The organism is Ornithinimicrobium sp. F0845 (assembly GCF_023015765.1).
GTDB lineage: Bacteria > Actinomycetota > Actinomycetes > Actinomycetales > Dermatophilaceae > Ornithinicoccus.
Genome location: NZ_JALKAL010000012.1, coordinates 103,068 through 126,511, shown reverse-complemented (window position 1 = coordinate 126,511; position 23,444 = coordinate 103,068). Strand labels below are relative to the sequence as shown.

Below are 23,444 nucleotides of genomic sequence, written 5' to 3'. Positions count from 1 at the left end.
GGGACCGGCTCCTCAGCACCCGCGTCGACGCGCCAGAGCCGTCAAGGTGCAGCGCCCCACCGGACGAACGACCTTGACGGCGACAAGCGTCGACGCACCCTCAGAAGAGCCGATCCCGACCCCTTGACAACAGAAGGGAGCCGGAATGACGTAGCAGTTGAGCCCCTACCGACTCGCGGCAGATCCGTGCGTTGCCGGTGGCGCTGGAACTTGCATACCTATGCAGTGGCGAGGGCCTTGGGAGCTGTCTGCTGGCCCGTCGTTTCCTGTGCTCTAGTGGTTCGTCGTGTCCGAATGGGTTGTCTATCGGGACACTGCGACCCTTGCGAGTGAGCCGGTTGCGCCGCGTCGGTATCTCTCAGGGAGTGCCCCTGCGTCCAACGCTGCCGATGGCCTGGAATAGCAGGGAGGGTCGCCCGCCGATGGAGTTGATGAAGATGGTGGTCACGGACAGGGCCATCGCGACCATTGCCCACACCGGGTACACCAGCCCGGTGGTGGCCAAGGGGATGCCGACACCGTTGAACAGGAACGCCAGGGCGACGTTCTGGCGGGTGCGGCGGTAGCTGGAGCGGCTGATGGTCCGGGCGGTGATGACCGAGCGCAGGTCGTCGCGCACGAGGATGATGTCGGCGGACTCGACAGCGATGTCGGTGCCGCCGCCCATCGCGATGCCGACGTCGGCCTGCATGAGGGCGGGGGCGTCGTTGATGCCGTCCCCGACCATGACCACGCGGGTACCGTCGGTTTGGAGGTCTCGGACGATGTCGGCCTTGCCCTCGGGCAGCACCCCGGCGCGGACGTCTTCGATGCCGAGCTGGGCGGCGACGTGGCGGGCGGCGCGTTCGTTGTCGCCGGTGACCAGCACCGGGTCCAGGCCGGCGCCGCGCATCTGGGCCAGGGCCTCGAGGGCGTCAGCGCGGACCTCATCCCCCAGGGCGATCACCCCGAGCGGTTCGCTGTCGGCGGCCACGGCCACGACGGTTCGCCCGGCGGCCTCCAGTCTGTCGATGGCTGCAGCGAGTTGGTCCAGGTTCACGCCCCGCTCGGTGAGGAACCCGGGGCGTCCTACCAGGACGTCGCGGCCGGCGACGCGGGCGATCACACCGAAGCCGGTGACGGACTCGAAGCTCTCCGCGTCCGTCACGGCGAGGCCCCGGTCGGTGGCGGCGTCCACGATGGCGCGGGCCAGGGGGTGTTCGGAGGAGGACTCGGCAGCCGCGGCGGTGGCGAGCATGCCGTCCTCGTCGATGAACGCCTCGATCTCCCGGACGGCGGGCCGTCCCTCGGTCAGGGTGCCGGTCTTGTCCAGCACGATGGTCCGGACCTGCCCGAAGGTCTGGAAGGCCTCCCCGGTGCGCATGATGATGCCTAGGTCGGCGGCTTCCCCCGCGGCGCGCACGATCGCCAGCGGGGCGGCGATACCCACCGCGCACGGGTAGCCCATCACGAGGACGCCGAGGCCGGCGAAGACGGCGCGGCGCACGTCGGGTTCCCCCGTTAGCAGCCAGGACCCGGCCAGCCACCCGAGCAGCGCGAGCGCGGCGACGATGAGCACGGTGGGGGTGTAGACCCGCAGCACCCGGTCGACCAGGTGCAGGATGCCGGGCTTGAGCGCGCGGGCGTCCTCCACGTGGCGCACCACCTGGGCCAGGAAGCTGTCGGTCCCGACCCGGGTCACCTCCACCAGCAGGGTCCCGGAGGCGTTGATCGACCCGCCGATGACCTCGTCCCCGGTGGCCCGTTCCACCGGTACCGACTCACCGGTTACCAGGGACAGGTCGACGGTGGAGTACCCGTCGCTGACCCGCCCGTCGACCGGGATCCGCTCCCCGGGACGGACCCGTACCAGGTCGCCGGCGGCGACCTCGGCGATGGGGACGTCGCGCTCGGCACCGTCGCGGACCACCCGGGCGGTGTCGGGCTGCAGATCGAGCAGCTTGCGTACCGCCTGGCTGGAGCGGGTCTTGACCAGCAGCGAGAGCCACTCGGAGAAGATGTGGTAGTTCGCCACGAGCACGGTCACCGCGAAGAACGGGGCCGTCGGGTAGTCCGCCAGCAGGTTCGTCAGGCCGATGACGCCGCCGGCGATGCCGGCGAACGCGCCGACCTCCAACAGCACGTGCTGGTTGAGGATGCGCCGGCGCGCGGCCTGGTAGGCCATCCGCAGGATGTGCGGGGCGACCCCGAAGACCACGGCAAGGGCCAGTGCCCCGGTGATCCACCCGGCTGCCGTGTCACCGATCAGCCCTGTCGCTCGGGCGGTGTAGGCCAGCGCAGCCGGGGCGATGATCGACAGCGCACCCAGAGCCGCCCAGGCCCTCCCGGCGGGGCGCAGGATGGCGTAGGACACCGGCACCATCAGGGCTACCACCGACGCTGGCACCAGCACCGACCAGACGCCGGAGACCTCAAGGATCAGCGCGATCGCGGCCAGGCTCGCCGCGACCGCGGCCAGCAGCCGCTTGCCCTCCCGGACGAGGTCGGCTTCCTCATCCTCGAACGGACGTAGCTTGCGCGGGTCGTACAGGTCGTAGCCGATGTCGCGCAGCGTGGCCAGGATGTCCTCGGGTGCGATCAGCGCCGGGTCGTAGTCCACCAGCGCCTGCTCGTGGGTGAGGCTGACCGCGACCTGGTCCACCCCTGCTTGGCGGCCTAGCGCCTTCTCGATCGTGCCGGTGCACAGCGAGCAGTGCAGGCCCGCGATCCGAGCCCGAATCCGGGCGTGCCCGGCCAGGTGGCTCGGCTCCTCAGCCCACAGCTGCTCGGTACCGCTGTCGGTCGGGGCGGTCATCGAGACTGGCCCTGCACATCACCGGCGACCTGGTAGCCGGCGGTCTCTATCTGGGCCGCCAGCGCTGCGTGGTCGGTCACGGCCGAATCGAAACGCACCCGCACTTGGCCGGTGCGGTGGTCCGCGGTTGCCTCGCGGACCCCGTCCAGCCGGCGCAGCACCTTGCCCACGCGCTGTTCACACCCGCTGCAGGTCATGCCCTCGACCTGCATGGTCACGTTCTCCACCATCTGTCCTTCCGGTAGCAGTAGTCACTGAGTCAACGTGCCGTGGTGCCTGGCGTAGAAGGTCCTCGAAGCCTCCTGCGAGGTCCCGCGCACGGGGTTGCTCGGCGATAATCAGACCACGGTAGACCTTCCATTCGACTGGAAGGTCAAGTCCTCCTGTGCGGACACGCCGCCGCTGTCGACCTTCCAGGCGCAGGAAGGCCCAGGGTGGGTGTCGTCCGTATCCCCGCGCCCTCAGGCCGACCGGAAGGACCGGACAATGCCTCTCGTCGACAACCGCACCGAGCAGCTGATCAACGTCCTCGGCGACTGCGTCGCCAAGTGCGAGGCCTGCGCGAAGGACTGCGCCAGCCCAGGGCAACGCCGACCTCGCCGGTTGCATCACCCTGTGCCTGGACTGCGCGACGCTGTGTCAGGTGTGCATCCCGCTGCTCGCCCGCGGCAGCCAGTTCTCCGCCCAGCTGTGCCAGACCTTCGCCGACGCCTGCGAGCAGTGCGCGCAGGCGTGCGAGTGGACCGGCATGACCGAGTGCGCCGAAGCCGGCCGCAGGGCCGCCGAAGCCTGCCGTCAAATGGCTGGTACCGCCACCTGACCCGCTCGCCCCGGGCGGCCGGTGCAGCCTCAGCTCAGGGTTGGGATTGCACCGGCGCCACCACTTTCGCCTCCACCTTCTGCCGGACATGCTCGATGAGCTGGCAGGTGATCCCCGCGTCCGCCGGCGGCAGGTTGTCCGCTTCGGCCGCAAGACTCACCAGCTGGTCCCGCAACTCCTGCAGCTCGGTGATGCGCCGGTCGATGGTGTTTACCTGCGCGTCGAGCACCTCCCGGACATACGCGCAGGGTGCCTCGCCCCGCTCCCGGAACCCGAGGATCTCTTTCACCTCATCCAGGGTGACACCGAGTCGCTGGGCGGTGCGGATGAACCGCATCCGGTCGACGGCGTCCTCGTCGTAGTCGCGGTAGCCCGACGAGGTGCGCTCCGGATCGGGCAGCAGCCCGATCGACTCGTAGTAACGGATCGTCTTCGGGTTCACGCCCAGCCGGCCAGCCAGCTCACCAATCCTCATCCCAACCTCCCGGTCACAACCTTACAGTCAGCGGGAAGGGTGGTCCACGTTGGCGCGAGGTCGGACCGGCCACACATGCGGAACGTTTTCGGTGCTGGTACCGGACGCCGCCGACGCGATCAGAGGTAGCGGCAGACGGTCGTGGCGTCGCAGTTGGCGGGGTCGACCGTGGCGGCATCGTCGCGGAGGCGGGCGACGGTGTGCCGTAGTGCCTGCAGGTCGGCGATCTGGCGGTCCAGGTCGCCCAGGCGGGTCTCGAGCAGGTCTTGGACATGCTGGCAGGGCGCGACTCCGGCGTCGCGGATGTCGAGGACCTCGCGGATCTGGGCCAGAGTGAGCCCAGCGGTTCGGCTGCGGCGGATGAAGTCCAGGCGCGCCAAAGCCTCCGGGGCGTAGTCCCGGTATCCGCCGGCGGTGCGCTCGGGTGCGGGCAGGAGCCCGGCTTCTTCGTAGAACCGCAGCGTCTTGGTGGTGGTGCCGCTGACTTGGGCCAGCTCACCGATCCGCACGGTGACCCCTTGCTCGATCCTTTTCGATGTTCACCTTGACCTTCCCCTGTACTGGAAGGTCCATTGTGACCTCTGGAGACGTGCGACGCGAAGGATGTGTGAGATGGGTGAGAACTACGACGTCGATCTGGCCGTGATCGGCTCCGGGGGTGCGGCCATGTCGGCGGCGATCGCGGCCAGCCAGGCCGGTAGGAGCGTTGTGCTGATCGAGCGCGGCGTCCTGGGTGGCACGTGCGTGAACATCGGCTGTGTGCCGTCCAAGACGCTCCTGGCGGCCGGCGGAGCGCGGCACGCTGCGCTGACCAACCCCTTCGCAGGCGCTCCAACCTCCGCCGGGCCGGTGGATCTGGGTGCCCTGGTGGCCCAGAAGGATGCGCTGATCGAGCACTTGCGCGAGGCGAAGTACGCCGACGTGGCCGCCGCCTACGGCTTCGAGGTCCGCCCGGGCCAGGCCACCTTCGTGGACATGGACACCCTGGCCGTCGACGGCGAGGTGCTGCGGGCCCGGGCCTATCTGGTGGCCACCGGCTCCGCCCCCGCCGTCCCGGACGTGGGGGGCCTGGGCTCCGTGGACTGGCTGACGTCGACCACGGCGATGGAGCTGACCGAGCTGCCCGAGTCCCTGGTCGTCGTCGGTGGCGGCTACGTCGGGATGGAGCAGGCTCAGCTGTTCGCCCACCTCGGCGCCCGGGTGTCGGTGGTCGGGCGTCTGGCGCCCCGCGCCGAGCCGGAGCTCGCCCAGGGGCTGCGGGAGGTGTTCGCCGACGACGGCATCACGGTGGTCGAGGAGCACGCCACCGCGGTGGCCACCGACGTCGGCCCTTCAGGACAGGGAGTCGTGGTGAGCACCGCCTCCGGCGCGCAGGTGCGCGGAGCACGGCTGTTGGTGGCCACCGGGCGCGTCGCGCGCACCGACGGGCTGGACCTGGCCGCTGCCGGGGTGGACGTGGACGAGCGGGGTTTTGTCGTGGTCGACGAGACCCAGCGCACCACCAACCCGCGCGTCTACGCCGCCGGTGACGTCTCGGGGGCTCCCCAGTACGTCTACGTCGCCGCCGCCGGCGGTCGAGTCGCCGCGCTCAACGCCCTGGCCGACGGCGGCAGCGCCCCGGCAGCACGGGTGGACTACATCGGTTTGCCTGCCGTCGTGTTCACCCGGCCCCAGCTGGCCTCGGCGGGGCTGACCGAGGAAGAGGCCCTCGCCAACGGCCACGAGTGCGACTGCCGGGTCCTTGACCTGTCCGACGTTCCGCGCGCGTTGGTCCAGCACGACACCAGGGGCGCGGTGAAGCTCGTCGCTGACGCCACCACCGGCAAGGTCCTGGGCGTGCACGCCCTGGCCGAGGGCGCCGGGGAAATCATGCTGGCGGCCACCTACGCCATCAAGGCCGGCATGACCGTTGATGAGCTGGCCGACACCTGGGCGCCGTACCTGACCATGGCCGAGAGCCTACGCATCGTCGCCGGCCTCTTCCGCAACCAGATGCCGACGTCCTGCTGTGCCTGAGACCCCGCGCCTCCACCGACCCCGACCCGAGGCCCGGCCCGAGCGCACCAGACGCCGGGTCCTCGGTGCTGGTGCAGCCGTGCTCCTGTGCTGCGTCGGGCACACCTTGCTGCTGGTCTTCGGCGTCGCCGGCCTCGGCGCTGCCGCCGGTGCTCTGTCCGGCACCACCGCGGTGCTCACCACCGCCGCGATAGCCCTGGCGGTGACCGGCGCAATGGCATCCCTGCGACTACTTCGCCGGCGCCGGCGCATCGGCCGGGCCGCACTGACTCGATGAGCCCGACCGATCCGGCTGGAAGGAACCTGCCATGAAGCTGACCCGCACCCTGATCGACGCCGGCCTGTCCGCCGCTGCCGGCTACCTGGGCACCAAGGCCATGGAGCCAGTGAGCATGAAGCTCTACGACCTGGAGCCCGCTGCTGCCCGCGCCCGAGAGGACGCGGTGCGTCCGGGCCCGCCCTACCGGATCGCCGCGCAGAAGCTGTCCACCCTGGCCGGCCTCGAGCTGAGCGAGAAGCAGCTGGACCGCCTCAGCCTGGTCTTGCACTACGGCCTGGCTGTCCAGTGGGCACCGCTGTACCCGCTGCTGCGCCGACGCACGAGCATCGGCCCGGTGGCCGCCGGGCTGGCCACCGGAGCAGCGATGAGCGTGGTCGCCGATGAACTGATGACCCCGGCGTTCGGGTTCTCGGCTCCCAACCTGGACTACCCGCTGGTCACCCACGCCCGCGGGGTGGCCGCGCACCTGGTGTTCGGCCTCGCCGTGGCCGCCGTCTTCGAGATCGGCTGGGTGCTGACCCGGACCAGGCCGTGACCCGGGCTGACCGGCCACACCGCACCGAGGCACGACCACCAAGCACGACCCCCGGATAGGAGCACCAGATGAGTGAGCACTTCGACGTCATCGTGATCGGCATGGGCCCTGGCGGGGAGGTCGCCGCCAGCAGGCTGCTGAGCGCGGGCAAGTCCGTCGCCGTCGTCGAACGCGAGCTGATCGGTGGGGAGTGCGCCTACTGGGCCTGCATCCCGTCCAAGACTGTGCTGCGCCCACCGGAGGCAGGTGGGCAGGTGGACCGGGCCGCAGGGGTCGGCGGCGCACAGATGGACTGGCCAGCCGCGCGGGACTACCGCGACTACATGGCCCGCCACCTGGACGACTCAGCCCAGGTCGACAGCTACGCCGACCAAGGCGCTTCGGTGGTCAAGGGCGTGGCCCGCCTGACTGCACCCGGCGTGGTCGACGTCGACGGGCGCGAACTGGGCGCCGACCACGTCGTCATCGCCACCGGTTCTACGGCCGTGATCCCGCCCATCGAAGGCCTGGACCAGGTCACGGTGTGGACCAACCGCGAGACCTACACCGCCGCCGACCTCCCGGGTCGCGCGGTGATCATCGGCGGCAGCGCCGTGGGCGTCGAGACCGCGTTGTTCCTGGCCCGCTTCGGCACGGCCGTCACGCTGGTCCAGCGCAGCGAGCGGCTGCTCAGCCGGGAGGACCCCCGGGTGGGGGACCTGGCGCGGACCGCGCTGGAAGGAGCCGGCGTCCAGGTCTGCGCCAGCACCACCCCGGCGCGGGCGCGGCGTGACGGCGCCGATCAGGTCGTCGAGCTCGACGACGGGACCTCCGTGCGCGGCGACGTGGTGATCATGGCCACCGGCCGCGCCCCGCGCAGCGACGGTCTCGGCCTGGAAGAGGTCGGCGTGAGCTTGGGCGAGCACGGTGAGGTCCTCATCGACGAGCACTGCCGGGCCACAGGCGGGATCTGGGCCCTGGGCGACGTCACCGGTGTCCTGCCCTTCACCCATGTGGCCAAGTACCAGGGCCGGATCGTCGCCGACGCCATCCTCGGCCGGGCCCGTCCCGCCCGCTACGACGGCATCCCGCGGGTAGTCTTCGCCGACCCCGAGATCGCGGCGGCCGGTCTGACCCAGGCCCAAGCCGACGCCCAAGGACTGCGCACCGCGGCCGCCGAGGTCGACCTGGCCGCCTCGATCGCCAGGCCGTGGACCTTCGAGCAGGACCCCCGGGGTCACCTCGGCCTACTGGCCGACCTCGACCGCCGCGTCCTCGTGGGAGCCTGGGCCGTGGCGCCCCAGGCCGGTGAATGGATCCACCAGGCCTCCCTGGCCATCCGCGCCGGCATTCCCATCGACACCCTGCTCGACCAGGTGGCCCAGTTCCCGACCTACACCGAGGGCTACCTGACCGCCATGGAGGCCTTGGACCTGTAACGCTCCTCCCAGACGGCATGCCTGCGGCAGCCCCATAAGGGGAACCTCATACGGGAATGAAGGAACTCGACGTGCGCACTCGCGGTCGATCGTCCCGTAAGACCCGCCCGGTGAAGAATCCCGAGCAGGCACCTCATACGGGACAAGGGCGCTCGATGACTACCCTGATCGGTGCACGCAGACACGAGCTGTGGCTCCAAGGGCGCCCAAATACTTCCGTATGCTGATGCGAGTCTTCGTAAAAGTATGCAGCAGGCAGACCGCCCTCAATTCGGCAGTTGAGTGCTGTCACGACCATGCTCGTCCTGCACGCCACGGCCCGGGGGCGGAGGGACCCAACAGCCCGGCTAGCGGATGTCCGCCAACGCACGGTCTTAAGGTCCGCAGCGGAGCACGTCTCAGAATCAGTTCCCCGGAGTGGGCCACAGTCTCAGAGTCGGTCCCGGCTGATGCCGGAGCCCGGTCAGTGGATCGACCGGTGGAAGGCTGCGAGGCCGGTGACGGCCATGGCTGCACGGCGACGGACCGTCCGTGCCGACGCTGCGTAGTCTTCGGCGACCAGCTCGGCCACCGACGGGGTCATCAGGCCACCCCGGCCCCGGCGTGCGGGTGCGTTGAGCCGAGCCGCCTCGCGGGCGACGTCCATGAGCAGGGCCCGGTCTTCGCGTGTCAGTACGCCCATCGCAGCAGCGTCCTCGAGAAGCTCAGCCAACTCGCGCTCGGGGTCCGTTCCGGCATCGACGCCGGGGACCTCCGGGACCGACCCCATCGGGACCGCCGATGCCCAGACGCGGTCACGACGCAGTGCTGCGTCACCGACACCCAGGTCGGCCATCACTTCGCGCCGGGTCCGGGCAAGCAGCGTGGCTGCGACGCTCCGGTGCGGGTCGCCACCGTAGGCCCGGACCGTCAACCACAGCTGTCCGGCGACGAGAGCGTCGATGTCGGGGGAGAGGTCCGCGAGCTGCCGAGCCAGGTTCACCGCTCCCGGGACCAGGAGCCAGGTGATCACGGAGACCGCCTCCACATGGTGTGCGGCCGTCCGTGCCAGAGCCGCCAGCACCTCATCCCGTCGTTCCGGTGACGCCTGACCCAGCCAGTCCGGAAGCTCGGGCAGGTCCGCGACTACCGAGAGGCCCGGTTCGGTCCGGCCCCACTCAGGCCAGTGGTCCCGGGCCCACCGCAGCGGGGGCCGTTCGTGCGTGTCCACCCCTAGACAGGTCGCTACGCTCATCGTCGTCTCCTTCCACACCGGGTCGATGTGGACCAGACGATGACGTGAGGACGCTCCCGGATTCGTCCCCCCCAAGCGCCCCCAACGGCGTCCCCCGCAACCCGCCTGGCCCGCGTCCGTCGTTCCAGTGGCCGACGTTTCCGCAGGTCACAGCCCGCCCCCAGCGCTCCCGGGAGCGTCCCCCCCGGGATGTGGGCGAACCTTCCCACCCAACCGCTAATGTCACGTATCGCCGCAGGTCAGAGCCACGCCCCCAAGAAAGTGGGGCACGTCCCTGGGAAAGTTGGTGACGGAGAGGTGATGCGGGGCCACGTCGAGGCCCACGACGGCTGCTCAGTCCGGAGGTCGGCGGCAAGCACCCTCGTCAACCATCCCCGTACGTAGCATTTATGTTACGCTTGCTGGGTGATCAGCAAGGTGAGGGTATGAGCAAGCACACCGCGTTCTGGGAGGACCTCAACCGCGACCTCCAGGACCCGGAGTTCCTCCGCGAGTACGTCGTCGAGTCCATGCGCATCTCGACCATCGACTCGGTCGTCAACGCCATCGACGACGCGCGCGAGGCTGCGGGGATGTCCAAGGCCGAACTGGCGCGGGCCATCCAGAAGGAACCAGCGACCATCCGTCGCCTGCTGTCCTCCGAGAGCTCCAACCCGACCCTGGGCACGCTGGCCGAGGTGGCGGCAGCCCTCGGGCTGCGCATCACCGTCGAGCCCATCCCCGAGCCCGAGCGCGGCCAGATCACCCGGCCGTTGCTCGAGGGCCGGACGGCTGACCCGATAAAGCTGGCCGAGCACCTGATCACGTTGCGTAGGCCCAGAACGAGGCTTCCCGCCTGACGGCCGTCAGATCACGGACCGCGGGTTCCGCTTTCGGTACTCCACGCCCAACCTGCGGACCGCGGCGTAGTCAGCGTCCGACAACGTCGTCCGGAACGGCTTGTCGCGCCCGTCGACGACAACCAGGAGCGGTTTGTCCTCGCCCTTGGCCTCGTAGTCAAGGAGGCAGAAGAGTCGGTAGTGGTGACGTCCCGGCCCGTCCATCCGCACCTCGAACCAGCCGCTCATGTCACCCTTCATCGCCTCCCAGTAACCGCCGCCGGCGAACCGCTTCGGTGGAGCGGCTGCGACGGCCACCAGGGCGGCGCGCATCTTGGCGCGCACGCCGGCCGGGTAGGAGTCGAGCGCATCGCGTCCGGGAGCACGCCGGGTCGGGTCGTCGTCCTCGTGACGCTGGAAGAAGACGATCGCGTGCGCATCGTCCGACGACGGGGCAGTGCGCACCGCAGGTGCCTTCGGCCTCGGCGTGGACGCCTTGCGGCGACCACGCCGATCAGGACTCATTGCAGAGCCGCCCCGTCGTGCAGCTCCGACAGCCGCCGCGCGATCTCGGCGTCGCGGTCGGCGGCGGCGTGCTGGTAGCGCATGGCAGCGCCGGGCGTGGAGTGGCCGAGCCGGCCCATGAGCTCGGCAAGGGTCGCGCCGGTCTGGGCCGCGAGGACGGCGCCGGTATGGCGCAGGTCGTGCCAGCGAAGGTCCGGCCGGCCGGCGGCCTGCCTCGCTGGGTAGTAGACCTTGTAGAGCGTCGACGGCGCCATGTGCCGGTCGCTGTCGGCCGCGGCGGGGAAGAGCAGCGCGTCCTTGCCTGACGCGGTGTGCTGCGACAAGTGCGCCTTGACCGTGGCGAGCAGATGTGGCGGGATCGCGACGTCGCGCACGCCCGCATCGCTCTTGGGTGGGCCGACGATGAACTGTCCGCCGACCCGCACGACGCCACGACGGACCTTGACCCGCCCGGTCCGCAGGTCGATGTCACCGCGGCGTAGCTCGGCCAGCTCTCCGAAGCGCAGCGCACACCATGCGGCGAGCAGCGCCATCAGCCGGTAGCGGTCGGGCAGCTCCGTGACGATCGTCTCGAGCTCCGTCAGCGTCGCCGGCTCCACGTGGTGGGCCCGCCTGGCGTTACCAGCGCCGCGGATGTGAGCCGGGTTGTACGGGATGAGGGGAGTGGGCCGCACGGACGCGGCGCCGGCGAAGATCGTGCGCAGCAGGCTGTACGCCTGTGCCCTGACGGTGTCCCGGCCCGGAGCCACCTGGTCGAACCAGGCGTTGACGTCCTCGTGCGAGATCCGGTCGATGCGCTCCTCGCCGAACGTGGGATAGATAAACCGGTCCAGCAGCATCCGATACTGCTGACCGGTCGTGGGGCGCAGCTCGCGCCCCCGCGTGCGGCGGGTCTCCAGCCACAGCTCGGCGTAGGCACGGAACGTCGGGGACTCCCGTCGCCGTGCCCCTTGAGCAGCGGCCTGCGGCGCCCACACCTCCATCCCGATCTCGGCTCGGCGCGCGGACAGCCAGGCGATGGCGTCGTCCTTGGCATCGAACGTCATCGGAGCCCGGTAGAGACGACCGTCTGGGCCGGTGTATGCAGCCCGGTAACGCCCAGACTTGAGGCGCTCCACACGCCCGAACCCACGTCTGGACCGATGGTCGGTGCGAGTCAACTTGTGTCCTCCCAGTATCGCCTTTCGAGGAATATACGAGGAACAACGGCGTCAAAACCTGTCCAGACCCGTCCATCTCTGTCCCTTGCCGACATGCCCTCTGACCTGCGAGTTTATCACCAAAGTGGACGGCGGAGAGGGGTTTGTGGTAGCCCCCTCTCTCAAAATTTCAAACCCAGTATCGCCCACCAGTATCACCGCAGGCCAGAACTCTTTCGGAAGGGGTTCTGGCCTTTGTTGTGTCCAGAATGTCCAACGTCGTGGCACAGGTTCAAGGGGCGCAAGCGCGTTATGTGCTGGCCGCGTGTGCGCACGTCTGCTCCGTGGTGCCGCGGATGGCGGTCCGTGAGCGTCACGTGAAAGCATAATCAAATCTGATAACATCTACCGTGTGCTGATCGAGGACCAAGAGCGTGCCGAGATCGCCGAGGAGATGACCCTGGCGGTCCGTGAGTCCGGCCTGTCACAGAACCAGTTCGCCCGGGCGATGGGAACATCACCTGCCCGCATGTCTGCCTATACCCAAGGCAAGACCGTTCCGTCCGCAGTGCTTTACCGGCGTGCCGTCCGGTTCGCCGAAGCTCGTCGCCGGGCTATGCAGGCTGGGCTGGTTGACCCGACGAGCTCCGCGGAACGAGTCAATCGTGCCCTCGCAGACGAGGACGAGGAGTGGGCCTTCCGACAGACCCTGCGCTGTCGGGACGACCTGGTCTTCGCGTTGACGCGTGAGACGGGGGCCGTCCCGGCGTGGAGACATCGTGCAGCGAGAGTCCAGGACCCGCGGTTCGATCAACTCATCCGTGCGTTGGTTGAGCACTGCTTCGAAGAGGCGGGCCGCCAGGTGCCTGCTTGGACGGAGAGCCTCTACTTCGATTCGCCCTGGGAGCCAGAGGACCCGTTCCGGGACTCGGACACGGTCCGCGGGGAGACTCCGGACTGGCTTCGTCGCCGAGGTATCCACATTGCTGCCCGCACGTTGTCCACAGCATGAGGAGCGATGGCCGGCTCGACGGGGAGTTCACCACGACGGAGATTGGGCGGCTCCTGGGTCTCGTGTCTGAAAAGCTGGCGGCAGCCGGGACGTCCGCCCTGGTGTACGTGGTTGGTGGAGCCGCCATTGCGCTTCGCCACAACGATAGACGGACTACGGACGACGTGGATGCGCTGGCTGTTCCGCCCGGGGAGGTGCTGGCTGCAGCCCGAGAGGTGGCCCATGATGAGGGACTTCGCGAGGACTGGTTGAGCACCGCTGCTCAACCCTGGATCCCAACGCCCCACAACAGGCTCGAGCCTGGAGAGACCCCAGGCCTGGACGTCCAACTTGCGCCGCCCGAACATCTGTTGGCGATGAAGTTGATCGCTCGGCGGGGTGTCAGAGACCTGAATGACATCCTGATCCTGGCCCGTGCACTCGGAGTGAGCCGAGCTGAGGAAATGCGGAAGATCGTCATCGCAGCCTACGGGGAGGACATGATCGAGAGTGTCCATGGCGGGCTCGACAACCTCCTGCTGGACTGTCAGGCCGTCGAGCGTCGCCTGACCGAGTAGTCACCATCGCAACGTGGAGAACGGCGTCGGCGGGGGAGGCGCACCGTTATACCTTGCGCCAGACGCCACTTGCGCCCGTATTGTGCCGAGTTGTGGCGTGCTACGCGGCGTAGCGGCCGAGGAAGCGGCCCGTCCAAACCCAGTTTTCGCCCACCAGCAGTATTCGGCCCCTGACCAGCAGAAACACGGGCAAGGGGTCTTTGCTTCGCCCCGTCTGTGCCCCAAGTGTGCCCCAGCGGCGCGTCGCCCCCCGACACTCCTGCCCAGCAGGGGGTGGGCACTGCCCTCGAGCCGCAGCGAAGAAGCACCGACGACGAGGCATGTGCACTGCGGGGGTGCGCTGCCGTGATCGGCCCTACGGTGGAGAAGGTGAGTGAACTCGTCCTGATCGCCAACGCCCAAGACGGCTCCATCAGCGCCCTGCGCCTGCACCGTGGAGAGGCGCCCCGGCTCGAGGTGCTGGAGACCACCTCGGGGCTCACCGGGTGCGGGACCTTCGCGGTGGACCCGGACCGTGATCTGGTCCACGCGGCATACAAGGGCGACCAGCCGGGGATCGCCACCCTGCGGCTGGACCGCACCACGGGTGCGCTGACCGAGGTGTCCCGCCGGGACACCGAGGCGAGCATGACCTACCTCTCGCTGGCTCACGAAGGCACCGTGCTGCTCGGCGCCTCCTACGGCGGAGGCTCGGGTCACGTCTGGCCCGTGGGGCACGGGGATCAGGTGCGGGTCGGGGAGCCGACCGCACGCGTCAGCTTCGCCAACCTGCACTGCGTCGTGCCGGCCGGCAGCGGCGGCGGCACGGTCGCCTACTTCGTCTCCCTCGGGGACGACCTGGTCGCGCAGTTCAGCCTGAACGCGAGCGGCGCCCTGACCCCGCTGGACCCGCCGACCGTGGCTGCGCCCCAGGGTTCTGGCCCGCGGCACCTCGTGGTGGACGGCGACCACGCCTACCTGGTGACCGAGTTCTCCGGTGAGGCGGTCCGTCACGCCCGCGCCGCCGACGGCACGCTGAGCCCGGCCGAGGCGGTCGGCATCGTCGACCCGCACCACGGGCTGGCGCACAGCAGGCTGGGCGCGGACCCGACGCAGGAGCACCTCATCTGGGGTGCGGACGTGCACCGTGCCGGATCGTGGCTGATCACCTCGGAGCGCAGCTCATCGGAGCTCGCCTCGGTCCCCGTGGACGCGTCCGGGCGGCTTGGCCAAGCGACGCACTTCACACCGACGCAGCAGCAGCCGCGCGGCTTCAACGTCACCTCCGACGGCCGTCTCCTCGTGAGCGTGGGCGAGAGGTCGACCCGTGCCGAGTTGCTTCGCGTCGAGGAGGACGGAGCGCTGACATCGCTGGGGACGGCCGAGATCGGTCGCGGCCCCAACTGGGTGCGCATCCTGGAGTGACTCAGCGGATCGCGTGCGTGAGTGCACGCCACTCGCCGCCGCGCGGGTCCTGCTCAGCCAGACCGAGTTCCTGGAACTGCTCCAGCCATCCCTCCATCGGGAACCAGCCCCAGCGCCGCTGGAAGCGGTTGGCGTTGTCAACGATGGAGGCCAGGTGCTGCAGCGGCGGGCTGGGTGAGGGGTGGTGCTGGTGGTATGCGGTGGCACCCCCGACCCAAAGCAGCCGCCCGTGCGCCGCCCCGAGGCGCTGCCCGAAGTCGGTGTCCTCGGCCCCGTAGCCGACATAGCCCTCGTCGAACCCCCCGAGCGCCTCCCAGTCGTCCGCGCGCAGGGCGAAGGAGAGCGACCAGAACAGTCGCAGGTCGTCGGCCGGCCGGACCTCGTCCGGTGCGAGACGGGGGCGCGCGGGGTGGGGCCGGGCCATGGCCGCCAGGTCGGCGCCGCGGTAGTCGCGCGGGTGCCCCACCGCGGGCAGGTAGGCCACCTCACCGGCGGCGACGGTCGGCCTGTCGCCAGTATGCCGAGGGGTCGGGTCGGCGGGCGCCAGCACCTCGGCATACTGCCGCACCAGACCGGGGGACGGGATGCAGTCCACGTCCAGGAAGACCAGCAGGTCCGCGCCCGCGGCGATCGCTGCGCTGGCTCCGGTGTTGCGGGCCGCCGCGAGCGGCAGTCCCTCGGGCGTGCTCGGCAGGCTCGGCACCAGCACCTGCGCCTCCGGCGGGCGACACCGGTCCACCACCGAGGCGACCTCGGGGTCATCCATGGCCACAGCGACGAACACCGCGGGCGCCCGGACCTGGCCGCGCAGACCCCACAGCAGCCCGGCCAGGTGCTCGTGACGACCGTGCGCGATGGTCACCACCGCTGTGCGTGCCGTCATGCCGGTCGACCTCTCAGGCCGGCCGTCTGTGCGGGGAGGGCGCGCAGCGCCATGAGGTGAGCGGCTGCCCGGCGCGCACCGTGCCCGGTCGACCAGCGCCCCCACCCGGCGCCACCCAGCGCGGCGGCACGTTCGAGCACGGCCGGCCACTCGTCGGACGCCGGCCACTCGTGCAGGCCGACGGCCAGCCCCAGGTGGTTGAGCGCGTCCACCGTCGCCTCCTGCTCGTCGAAGGGGCGAGGCTGGGCGATCACGACCGCCGGTCGTCGGGCTGCGGCGACCTCCGCGACGGCGTTCTGGCCGCCGTGGGACACCACGACGTCGGCCGCGGCGAGGTCGGCCCACACGTCGGTCGCGGGTGCGGTCGCGGGGTCCCGCTCCACCCACTCCCAGTCGGGGGTGGCAGCCGCCGCCGCGGAGACCGCCCCGGCGTCGGTGGATCGCCCGCCGCCGCCCCACAGCACGAGGACCCGGCGGCGCGAGCGTGGTGCACGCGGGGCGGTCGGTCGCCCGTCGAACCGGGAGATGCCGCCGACGTGCCAGGTCCTGTCCGTCCACGACGCGGGCCAGTCGTGATCGTGGGCGCCCTCGGGCCACGGCGCGAGCAGGGCGACCGCCGAGTCGTAGGCCAGACGGTGCGCCCGGTCCAGCCGCCGGCCGGGCAGCGCGACGACCACGGTCGGGACCCCCATCAGCCGGGCGAACAGCGCGACCTCCACGGACACGTCGACCACCAGGAGCCTCGGCTGCTGCCGGTCGACCCAGGCCGCGAGCTGGGTCATCCGCCGGCTCAGGCCCGCGTGCCCCATCGGCGCCCAGTGGAGCACTCCACCCGCGGTGACGTCGGCCAGGTCGTCCGTGTCCGTGTCGTCCGTGTCCGGGTCGAGCCCGTCGTCGCGCTCCAGCCGGGTCCACGGGCCGCGCCAGGTGGCGGGGCGGGGCAGCGAGCTCAGGCCCCACACGGGCTCGTCCAGGCACGCTGCGATCGACTGCAGCCGGGTCACGTGGCCGGAGCCCTGGTGGTGGGCGTAGTAGCCGATCATGCGGCCCGGCCGGGAACGGTCAGGTGGCCATAGACCTCGAGGTAGGCGTCGATCATCCGCTCCACCGAGCAGTGCCGCACCGCCTGACGCCGGCACGCTGCCCGGTCCAGCGTGCTCGCCACCTCCACGTGGCGGGCCGCCTCATCCACGTCGCCGCCCGGCACGAGCACGCCGCAGCGGGGTGGCACGAACTCACGCAGACCGCCCCGGTCGTAGCCCAGGACCGGTGTGCCGCAGGCGAGGGACTCCGCGGCGACCAGGCCATAGGGCTCGTCCCACACCGGCGTCACCAGGGTCGCCGCGCTCTGCCCGACCAGGCTCGCCAGGTCGGCCGTGCCCAGGTGGCCGAGATACTCCGCACCAGGCCCGAGCAGGGGTCTGATCATGGCGTCGAAGTAGTCCTGGTCCTGCACGGGGCCGGCGAGCCGGATCCGACGACCCCCCGCCAGGGCGATCCGCAGAGCGTCGTGCGGCGCCTTCTCGGGGACGAGTCGGCCGAACCACGCCAGGTCCGGCCCGCCCGGGCCCGGAGTCCACTGGTCGACGTCCACACCATTGAGCACGACCCGCGCCCTCGTGACGTGCCGCCAGGACCGGGCGGTGTGCCCGCTGACGGCGACGAACCGGGCGCGCCGCTGGTCCATCAACCGGATGGCCGGCTCCACCCACGGCGTGGGCGGGGTGTGCAGCGTCGTCACCATCGGTGCCGGCAGTGTCGCGGCCAGCGCGATCGGCAGGTAGTGCAGGCTGTTGTTGTGGATCACGTCCACGTCCCTGCGGCCCTGCAGCTCCAGCATCGCCTGGAGGTAGGAGTGGTGCTCCCGCAGCCACCGCTCCGGTGGCATGGCGACGTCCCGACGCGCGGCCGCGCTGAGCTCCAGCGGCTCGACGAGGATCTCCCGGGCGCCCAGGGCAGGGTCGCTGCCCGGCCCGGAGAACAGCGTGACGTCCACACCTCGCAGGCGCAGACCACGGACCAGGTGCCAGGTCAGCGACTCAAGACCGCCCGCGAACGGTTCGCAGAGCGGATGGTTCGCCCCCGCGATGATCACGACGTGCACGTCACGCTCCCGGCGAGAGCCTGCGCGTAGACCTCGCGGTGCGCCCGCGACAGGGCGGTTCGCTCGGCCGCGCGCTGGTCGGGGTCGGCGCGCCAGGCGGGCCGCTCCGAGTATGCCGTGTGCACGGCCTGTCGGAGGCCGTACCGTCTCGCGGGGTCCGGCTCCGCGGGGAAGCTGAGGCAGGGGCGCTGCTCGGCGTAGAACCCGCAGTCGGGGGCCGCGACGACCGTGCCCAGGTCGAAGCAGGCCTCCAGCCAGCCGGAGTGGGTGCCGAACCGGTAGGGCAGCACCGACAGGTCCAGCCCCTGCAGGTAGTCCCACAGCTCGGCGTCGGTGAAGTAGTCGTGCACGTGCAGGTCCACGAGGGACTGCGCGGCGAGGTCGCGCAGCCGTGCCGCCAGACCTGCGTCGTGACGGTCGGATCCCTGCGTCATGACGTCGGTGTGCACGTCCACCCGCAGCCGGGCGCCGGGCAGCCGCGGAAGCAGCCCGACGATCGACTCGATGTCGAACAGCGGGTCCATGCTGGCCCGCAGGCTCTTGGCGTGCACGCCGATGACGAACTCCGTGCCTGGCGTCCTGGGGCGGCGCAGCGTGGGCTCCTCCACCACGTGCGGGTGCGGGAGGACCCGAGCCTCCCGCCCCCAGCGGCGCCGGATCTCGGTCGCCGCCCCCTCGGTCAGCGTGATCAGGGCGTCCGCCCCCGCCACCAGGACCGAGAGCTGCTCGTCGTGCAGCCCGGGCTCCAGGTGGTGCGGGTTGCGCAGGTCGTGGACCGTGAGCACCAGGGGCTTGCCGGCGGCACGCAGCGCACGCACGAGTTCTTCGAGGTCAGCTGGGGCGACGGCGTCGAACCCGAAGTGGATGTGCATGACGTCGAACTCGTCGGCGTGCTCGCTGACCCAGTCAGCCTCCAGCATCGGCGGCGGCCACCACTGGGCAGCCGGCAAGCCCCGTCCCGGTGACGGGTCGGGCAGCCGCTCGACCTCGTCGTCGGGACCGGCGCTGAGGTGGCGGACGTAGACGTGCGAGGAAGGTACCGACGCAATGCGGAGCATGATGTGGGTCTCCAGAAACGGGGAGCGGCGCGCAGGCGGTGCCTACGTCCGACGGGTGGACGCGGCACTCGGCTGAACCGCATGCTCACCGTAGGCACGGACCCACCGCCCCGCGAGCCGAGAGACGAGCCACGGCACCTTCCCCTGCGACCCCGTCATCCCTACGATCGAGCGATGCTGTGTTCAGCCAGGTCCTGGGCGGTGACGGGCAGGTGCTCTTCGTCCGGGGCGAGAGCGGTGCCGGCAAGACGAGCCTTGTTACCGAGTTCGCCGCGCGCTCCCGGAGCGGGTTAGAGGATCTCGTCGTCGCGGTCGGCCGGTGCGACCCGCAGTCGGGTCGCGGCGATGCCTTCCTGCCGTTCCGCGAGGTGCTGCAGACCCTCACCGGGGATGTTGCGGGAGGGTCCCCGCACCAGGACCCGGCGGGTGAGGAGGCGCACCCTCACAGGGTCCGGAGCCTCAGCAGGGACACCGTCGCCGCCCTGGGCCCGTCGCTGGTCGGGCTCTTCATCCCCGGCGGCGCCCTCCTGGCGAACGTCGGACTCATGATGGCGCGGAAGAAGTCCGAGGCAGGTGGGCGGCGTATGGACGAGGTCGCCACGGTGCCGGTGATCGACGCGGCGGTCGACCAGGACCAGATCCTCGAACAGTACGTCCAGGTGCTGCGCCGCCTCGGTCAGCAGCTGCCCCTGCTCGTGGTGCTCGACGACCTGCAGTGGGCCGACACCGCCTCCCTGGCCCTGCTGGCCCGGATCGGCCGCCGACTGGAGGGCACCAGGATCCTCGTGATCGGCACCTACCGGACGAGCGACGTCACGCTGGGGGCGGGCGAGGCGCAGCACCCGCTGGAGCCGGTTGCCCACGAGCTGACCCGTCAGTTCGGTGACATCACCATCGACCTGGACACGGACGAGGACGGCCGGGCCTTCGTCGATGCCTTCCTGGACCAGGAGCCCAACGAGCTGGGCGAAGAGTTCCGCCGCACCCTGCACGCTCGCACCGGGGGTCACCCGCTGTTCACGGTGGAGCTCGTGCACCACCTCCAGGACCACGGCAGCATCGTGTGGCGCGATGGCCGGGGCTGGGCGGCGCTGGACGACCTCGACTGGGACCAGCTCCCCGCCCGGGTCGAGGGCGTCATCGGGCAGCGGCTCGCGCGCCTGCCGGAGCATCTGCACCGGAGCCTGACGATCGCGGCTGTCGAGGGCGAGGCCTTTACCGCGGAGGTGGTCGCGCGGGTGCAGCAGGTGGAGCTGCGCAACCTGGTGCGCGATCTGAGCGAGACCCTGACGCGCCGTCACCACCTCGTGACGGCCGTCGGCATCGACCGGGTCGGCGCCCGGCGACTCTCCCGCTACCGCTTCTCCCACGTCACGGTCCAGCACTATCTCCTGCGGCACCTGGACGAGGTGGAGGCCGGCTTCCTGCACGAGGACGTCGGCCTGGCCGTCGAGGAGCTCTACGGCCCGGACAACCCCCGGACCCTGGACCCGCTGGCCAGGCACTTCCACCTGGCAGGTGTGCCCGACAAGGCGAGGCAGTATGCCGAGCGCGCCGGTGACCGGGCCGCTGCCGCCTTCGCGAACGCCGCCGCCGTCCGCCACTACACCAGGGCCCTGGAGTGGGCCGAGGAGGACTCCGACCGGATCCGGCTGCTCACCGCCCGGGTTGCCGTGCACAACCTGGCCTCCGACCTCGCCGCGGCGGATGAGGACATCAGGGCGCTGGAGGAGCTGGTGTCCTCCGGTCAGGACCGGGCGGCTCGTGCGTCGGTGCTGCTCCTGCGAGCCAAGCACGGGGACCACACCGGCGACTACGCACAGGCCGCGACGGATGCGCGGGCGGCCGCCACGACATACCAGGAGATCGGTGACCCGGCGGGGGAGGGGCGCGCCCGGACGGTGCTCGGCGAGGTGCTCAGCGCCCCCCAGGAGTACGCAGCCGCCAGGCAGGAGCTCGGGCGGGGGCTCGAGCTCGCCCGGGAGACAGGCCAGTCGGCGCTCGAGGCGACGGCCCTGGCCGGGCTGGGGATCGTGGCCGACCTGACGGGTGACCGCGCGACGGGCAGACGGTGCTTCGAGGAGTCCTTGGCCATCCAGCAGCGGGACAACCGGACCAGTGGCGTGGTGACCGACCTGATCCACCTGGGGGTGAACAGCTGGCGCAGCAACGACCTGGTCGACGCGACCGAGCGGTTACAGGAGGCCCTGGGGGTGGCGCAGCGGATCGGCGCGCGTCGGCTGGCGGGCCGGGCACAGGCCAACCTGGGTCTGCTCCTGTGTGCCCGGCTGGACCTCGACGCCGGGCGAGGACACCTGGAGGAGGCCCTGCAGCTCAACCGGGAGGTCGGTGGGCCGTATGCCGTGGCACGCACCCTCGGTCTGCTCGGCCACGCCTACCGCGGGCTGGCGGACTATCCCCGGTCCGAGGCGCTCGAGAAGGAGGCCCTGGAGATCGACCGGCAGGTCGGCGACCCGTCAGGACGAGGGCTTCCGGCTGGCGAACCTGGGAGAGCTCGCCCGGGCCACGGGGCGAGGACCGGAGGCGCAGGAGCTGTTCGACCAGGCGCTGCACCTCGCGCAGGACATCGGGGACCCGGACGTGGAGGTCCTGGCCCTCATCGGTCTGGCGTGCCTGCGTCTGGACCAGGGGGCGCCGGAGGAGGCGTTGGACTTCGCCCGCCGTGCCCATGTGCTGTGCACGGAGCTGGAGGACCCCCGCGAGGACGCCGAGGCCCGGCTCCAGATGGGGCAGGCGCGGCGTGCCCTGGGCGACCTGGACGCGGCGCGCGACGACTACGAGGCCGTGCTCGAGATCGACGCGGTCATCCAGCATCCGGCTGCCCTGGTCGGGTTGGCCGAGGTGGCGCTACGCCTGGGGCACCCGGACGAGGCCCGAGAGCGCGTGGAGCAGGTCGTCTCCCGGGTGCTGGCGCGCGACCTGCCCGGGGTGGTCGACGTGCCGCAGCTCTACGCCGCCGTCGGTCGGGTCCTGGGTGCACTGGGTGATGCCCGGGCCGACGACGTTCTTGAGGTGGGCCGGGCCGTCCTGCTGGAACAGTCCGACCGGTTCACCGACCCCGATCAGCGCCGCCGCTTTCTCGAGGACGTGCCCGGTCACCCCGAGCTGCTGCGGTGACCACCACCTCCGTCAGAAGACATGCATCTTGCCGAGCAGGCTGGAGTTGTCGCCGACCGACTCGAGCAGGTCCTTGTCGTGCTTGAGCATCTGGGTCCGCATGTAGACACGGATCCACTGGCGGTACATGAAGGCCTCCCACCGGGTGAACACCTCCTGCAGCGTCAGTGCTGGGTTGCCGAGGTGGCGGGCCAGGACGAACGATGCCTCCAGGCCGAGGGAGATGGACTGGAAGTAGGGCGATCCCAGGGCCGAGTCCCCGAGCAGGAACACCGGACTGGCGGCCAGCGGGTGGTCGGCGCCCGAGCACTGCCACGCCTGACTGGTCACGTGGCGTGCCCGGTAGAGGTCCAGCGGGAGCCGCACCACCTGCAGGTCGCCGATGATCTGGCCGTGCGTCTCGGCCTTGATCCTGTCGATGAACTGGTCCATCGACAGGGCGATGTCCGGGAACCTCTCTCGCAGGAACCCGCCGGTGCAGGTCGGCGGCAGCGCGTCGAACTCCTGCTCACGGATGTTCACGATGCCGGTGACGTGACTCGTCGAGCCGTCGTAGTGGGTGCGGCGCACCGCCGGGATGAACTTGTAGGCGGCGTTGCCGATGTTCTTGTAGTACTTGCAGAGCTCGTTGCACTGGTAGTCCTGGTCGTACAGGAAGGTGATCACCAGTGCGTACTCCATGCGAATCCGCGTGGTGTTGCGGTCCCGTTCGGCGGGGTCCGGTCCGGGCACCAGGAGATCGCGCATGAGCGAACGGGCACCGGTGCAGTCGACCAGCAGGTCGCCGGGGTCGAGCATCGCCAGGGCGCTGCCTGGGTCGAGCTCCTGGTCGACCCGCTCGACCGTCCCGGTGGCGCGCGAGGCGATGAGCTCGCTGAGCGCCCTCTCGATGGTGTTCAGCGGGACGAACCCACGGGTCCAGTCCTCCAGCAGGCCGCGCAGGTCCGCGGCCATGGTGCTGCGGTAGGCGAGCCCGGCCTCAAGCTGGTCCCGGTCGAAGATGGCGTGCACGTTCTGGCCGTCGAGAGGGTCCGTGCGGTAGGTGTCGATCGAGTCCGCCGTGAGGTAGTCGGCCAACGACACCATCCGGCTGCGGGTGTACTCCCGGCGTCGTTCGTAGAGGCGCACCCGCCATCCGTCGGACTGCAGCAGCGCGGCCAGGAACAGACCGACCGGACCCGCTCCCGCGATGTGGACCGTCCCCGGCCGCGGCGGTGCCGTTGGCTTCGACATG

At 70.6% G+C, this 23,444-nt stretch carries 23 protein-coding genes; 11 read left to right on the top strand and 12 right to left on the bottom strand.

Translation table 11 applies throughout. From position 1 onward, the window contains the following. Window positions 1-358: 358 nt before the first annotated feature. Window positions 359-2,794, bottom strand: a complete 2,436-nt coding sequence (locus MWU75_RS15920; RefSeq protein ID WP_247092671.1) for a cation-translocating P-type ATPase — start codon at window positions 2,792-2,794, stop codon at window positions 359-361. Next, window positions 2,791-3,021, bottom strand: coding sequence for a cation transporter (locus MWU75_RS15915; RefSeq protein WP_131106625.1), 231 nt, complete (start codon window positions 3,019-3,021; stop codon window positions 2,791-2,793). The genes MWU75_RS15920 and MWU75_RS15915 overlap by 4 nt, the downstream gene beginning before the upstream one ends. 416 nt (window positions 3,022-3,437) lie before the next feature. Between MWU75_RS15915 and MWU75_RS15910 the strand changes: the two genes are divergently transcribed. Continuing rightward, on the top strand, window positions 3,438-3,614 hold the full coding sequence (locus MWU75_RS15910) for a hypothetical protein (protein ID WP_247092669.1): 177 nt from the start codon (window positions 3,438-3,440) through the stop codon (window positions 3,612-3,614). A gap of 34 nt (window positions 3,615-3,648) precedes the next feature. On the opposite strand, the gene MWU75_RS15905 is transcribed toward MWU75_RS15910, so the two are convergent. Together MWU75_RS15905 and MWU75_RS15900 are read right to left on the bottom strand one after the other, a co-directional pair. Continuing rightward, window positions 3,649-4,089, bottom strand: coding sequence for a heavy metal-responsive transcriptional regulator (locus tag MWU75_RS15905; RefSeq protein ID WP_247092667.1), 441 nt, complete (start codon window positions 4,087-4,089; stop codon window positions 3,649-3,651). Between the two features lie 119 nt (window positions 4,090-4,208). Then, window positions 4,209-4,598: a heavy metal-responsive transcriptional regulator gene (locus tag MWU75_RS15900; RefSeq protein WP_247092665.1), complete on the bottom strand. Its 390-nt coding sequence runs from the start codon at window positions 4,596-4,598 to the stop codon at window positions 4,209-4,211. A gap of 103 nt (window positions 4,599-4,701) precedes the next feature. Here MWU75_RS15900 and merA point away from each other — a divergent pair, with 103 nt between their 5' ends. The 4 genes from merA to MWU75_RS15880 all read left to right on the top strand — a co-directional run bounded on the left by merA (window position 4,702) and on the right by MWU75_RS15880 (window position 8,338). Beyond that, window positions 4,702-6,105, top strand: a complete 1,404-nt coding sequence (gene merA / locus MWU75_RS15895; protein WP_247092663.1) for a mercury(II) reductase — start codon at window positions 4,702-4,704, stop codon at window positions 6,103-6,105. Next, window positions 6,098-6,382, top strand: a complete 285-nt coding sequence (locus tag MWU75_RS15890; protein ID WP_247092661.1) for a hypothetical protein — start codon at window positions 6,098-6,100, stop codon at window positions 6,380-6,382. Before merA ends, MWU75_RS15890 begins: the two co-directional genes overlap by 8 nt. 31 nt (window positions 6,383-6,413) lie before the next feature. Next, on the top strand, window positions 6,414-6,920 hold the full coding sequence (locus MWU75_RS15885) for a DUF1440 domain-containing protein (RefSeq protein WP_247092659.1): 507 nt from the start codon (window positions 6,414-6,416) through the stop codon (window positions 6,918-6,920). Window positions 6,921-6,988: 68 nt separating this feature from the next. After that, complete coding sequence (locus MWU75_RS15880) at window positions 6,989-8,338, top strand: NAD(P)/FAD-dependent oxidoreductase (protein WP_247092657.1); 1,350 nt, start codon at window positions 6,989-6,991, stop codon at window positions 8,336-8,338. Window positions 8,339-8,801: 463 nt separating this feature from the next. On the opposite strand, the gene MWU75_RS15875 is transcribed toward MWU75_RS15880, so the two are convergent. Further along, window positions 8,802-9,572: a hypothetical protein gene (locus MWU75_RS15875; RefSeq protein WP_247092656.1), complete on the bottom strand. Its 771-nt coding sequence runs from the start codon at window positions 9,570-9,572 to the stop codon at window positions 8,802-8,804. Window positions 9,573-9,997: 425 nt separating this feature from the next. On the opposite strand from MWU75_RS15875, the gene MWU75_RS15870 reads away from it, so the two are divergent. Further along, window positions 9,998-10,411 carry a helix-turn-helix transcriptional regulator gene (locus MWU75_RS15870; RefSeq protein ID WP_247092654.1) on the top strand — a complete coding sequence of 138 codons (414 nt, stop codon included), beginning with the start codon at window positions 9,998-10,000 and terminating at the stop codon, window positions 10,409-10,411. A gap of 6 nt (window positions 10,412-10,417) precedes the next feature. Here the strand turns inward: MWU75_RS15870 and MWU75_RS15865 are convergent, their stop codons facing one another. Both MWU75_RS15865 and MWU75_RS15860 read right to left on the bottom strand, forming a co-directional pair. After that, complete coding sequence (locus MWU75_RS15865) at window positions 10,418-10,855, bottom strand: hypothetical protein (protein WP_247092652.1); 438 nt, start codon at window positions 10,853-10,855, stop codon at window positions 10,418-10,420. A 56-nt stretch (window positions 10,856-10,911) separates the two neighbouring features. Further along, window positions 10,912-11,961 carry a tyrosine-type recombinase/integrase gene (locus tag MWU75_RS15860; protein ID WP_247092650.1) on the bottom strand — a complete coding sequence of 350 codons (1,050 nt, stop codon included), beginning with the start codon at window positions 11,959-11,961 and terminating at the stop codon, window positions 10,912-10,914. Between the two features lie 505 nt (window positions 11,962-12,466). On the opposite strand from MWU75_RS15860, the gene MWU75_RS15855 reads away from it, so the two are divergent. From MWU75_RS15855 to MWU75_RS15845, 3 genes are all read left to right on the top strand, one after another. Continuing rightward, window positions 12,467-13,066, top strand: coding sequence for a helix-turn-helix transcriptional regulator (locus MWU75_RS15855; protein ID WP_247092648.1), 600 nt, complete (start codon window positions 12,467-12,469; stop codon window positions 13,064-13,066). Then, complete coding sequence (locus tag MWU75_RS15850) at window positions 13,063-13,623, top strand: DUF6036 family nucleotidyltransferase (RefSeq protein WP_247092646.1); 561 nt, start codon at window positions 13,063-13,065, stop codon at window positions 13,621-13,623. Before MWU75_RS15855 ends, MWU75_RS15850 begins: the two co-directional genes overlap by 4 nt. 369 nt (window positions 13,624-13,992) lie before the next feature. Then, window positions 13,993-15,027: a beta-propeller fold lactonase family protein gene (locus MWU75_RS15845; protein ID WP_247092638.1), complete on the top strand. Its 1,035-nt coding sequence runs from the start codon at window positions 13,993-13,995 to the stop codon at window positions 15,025-15,027. Between the two features lies 1 nt (window position 15,028). On the opposite strand, the gene MWU75_RS15840 is transcribed toward MWU75_RS15845, so the two are convergent. From MWU75_RS15840 to MWU75_RS15825, 4 genes are read right to left on the bottom strand one after another with little or no spacing between them, the layout of a single operon-like run. Next, window positions 15,029-15,910, bottom strand: coding sequence for a galactosyltransferase-related protein (locus MWU75_RS15840; RefSeq protein WP_247092636.1), 882 nt, complete (start codon window positions 15,908-15,910; stop codon window positions 15,029-15,031). Further along, window positions 15,907-16,953, bottom strand: coding sequence for a glycosyltransferase (locus MWU75_RS15835; protein WP_247092634.1), 1,047 nt, complete (start codon window positions 16,951-16,953; stop codon window positions 15,907-15,909). The genes MWU75_RS15840 and MWU75_RS15835 overlap by 4 nt, the downstream gene beginning before the upstream one ends. Next, complete coding sequence (locus MWU75_RS15830; protein ID WP_247092632.1) at window positions 16,950-18,014, bottom strand: glycosyltransferase family 4 protein; 1,065 nt, start codon at window positions 18,012-18,014, stop codon at window positions 16,950-16,952. Before MWU75_RS15830 ends, MWU75_RS15835 begins: the two co-directional genes overlap by 4 nt. Next, window positions 18,002-19,072, bottom strand: a complete 1,071-nt coding sequence (locus MWU75_RS15825) for a glycosyltransferase (RefSeq protein WP_247092631.1) — start codon at window positions 19,070-19,072, stop codon at window positions 18,002-18,004. The genes MWU75_RS15830 and MWU75_RS15825 overlap by 13 nt, the downstream gene beginning before the upstream one ends. 179 nt (window positions 19,073-19,251) lie before the next feature. On the opposite strand from MWU75_RS15825, the gene MWU75_RS20385 reads away from it, so the two are divergent. Both MWU75_RS20385 and MWU75_RS15815 read left to right on the top strand, forming a co-directional pair. After that, window positions 19,252-22,080, top strand: a complete 2,829-nt coding sequence (locus MWU75_RS20385) for a tetratricopeptide repeat protein (protein WP_247092629.1) — start codon at window positions 19,252-19,254, stop codon at window positions 22,078-22,080. Continuing rightward, window positions 22,031-22,210 (top strand): hypothetical protein, encoded by a 180-nt coding sequence (locus MWU75_RS15815; RefSeq protein ID WP_247092619.1) that lies wholly within the window; start codon window positions 22,031-22,033, stop codon window positions 22,208-22,210. Before MWU75_RS20385 ends, MWU75_RS15815 begins: the two co-directional genes overlap by 50 nt. A gap of 12 nt (window positions 22,211-22,222) precedes the next feature. Here MWU75_RS15815 and MWU75_RS15810 read toward each other — a convergent pair whose 3' ends face one another. After that, entirely contained in the window at window positions 22,223-23,443 is a 1,221-nt protein-coding gene (locus MWU75_RS15810) for an FAD-dependent monooxygenase (protein ID WP_247092617.1), read from the bottom strand. Window position 23,444 lies beyond the last annotated feature (1 nt).

Excerpts from the sequence above, each read along its gene's own strand:
- MWU75_RS15810 (WP_247092617.1), bottom strand. The coding sequence starts at position 23,443 with ATGTCGAAGCCAACGGCACCGCCGCGGCCGGGGACGGTCCACATCGCG.
- merA (WP_247092663.1), top strand. The coding sequence starts at position 4,702 with ATGGGTGAGAACTACGACGTCGATCTGGCCGTGATCGGCTCCGGGGGT.
- MWU75_RS15885 (WP_247092659.1), top strand. The coding sequence starts at position 6,414 with ATGAAGCTGACCCGCACCCTGATCGACGCCGGCCTGTCCGCCGCTGCC.
- MWU75_RS15860 (WP_247092650.1), bottom strand. The coding sequence starts at position 11,961 with ATGACGTTCGATGCCAAGGACGACGCCATCGCCTGGCTGTCCGCGCGC.
- MWU75_RS15870 (WP_247092654.1), top strand. The coding sequence starts at position 9,998 with ATGAGCAAGCACACCGCGTTCTGGGAGGACCTCAACCGCGACCTCCAG.
- MWU75_RS15850 (WP_247092646.1), top strand. The coding sequence starts at position 13,063 with ATGAGGAGCGATGGCCGGCTCGACGGGGAGTTCACCACGACGGAGATT.
- MWU75_RS15880 (WP_247092657.1), top strand. The coding sequence starts at position 6,989 with ATGAGTGAGCACTTCGACGTCATCGTGATCGGCATGGGCCCTGGCGGG.
- MWU75_RS15905 (WP_247092667.1), bottom strand. The coding sequence starts at position 4,089 with ATGAGGATTGGTGAGCTGGCTGGCCGGCTGGGCGTGAACCCGAAGACG.
- MWU75_RS15840 (WP_247092636.1), bottom strand. The coding sequence starts at position 15,910 with ATGACGGCACGCACAGCGGTGGTGACCATCGCGCACGGTCGTCACGAG.
- MWU75_RS15920 (WP_247092671.1), bottom strand. The coding sequence starts at position 2,794 with ATGACCGCCCCGACCGACAGCGGTACCGAGCAGCTGTGGGCTGAGGAG.
- MWU75_RS15835 (WP_247092634.1), bottom strand. The coding sequence starts at position 16,953 with ATGATCGGCTACTACGCCCACCACCAGGGCTCCGGCCACGTGACCCGG.
- MWU75_RS15825 (WP_247092631.1), bottom strand. The coding sequence starts at position 19,072 with ATGCTCCGCATTGCGTCGGTACCTTCCTCGCACGTCTACGTCCGCCAC.
- MWU75_RS15875 (WP_247092656.1), bottom strand. The coding sequence starts at position 9,572 with ATGAGCGTAGCGACCTGTCTAGGGGTGGACACGCACGAACGGCCCCCG.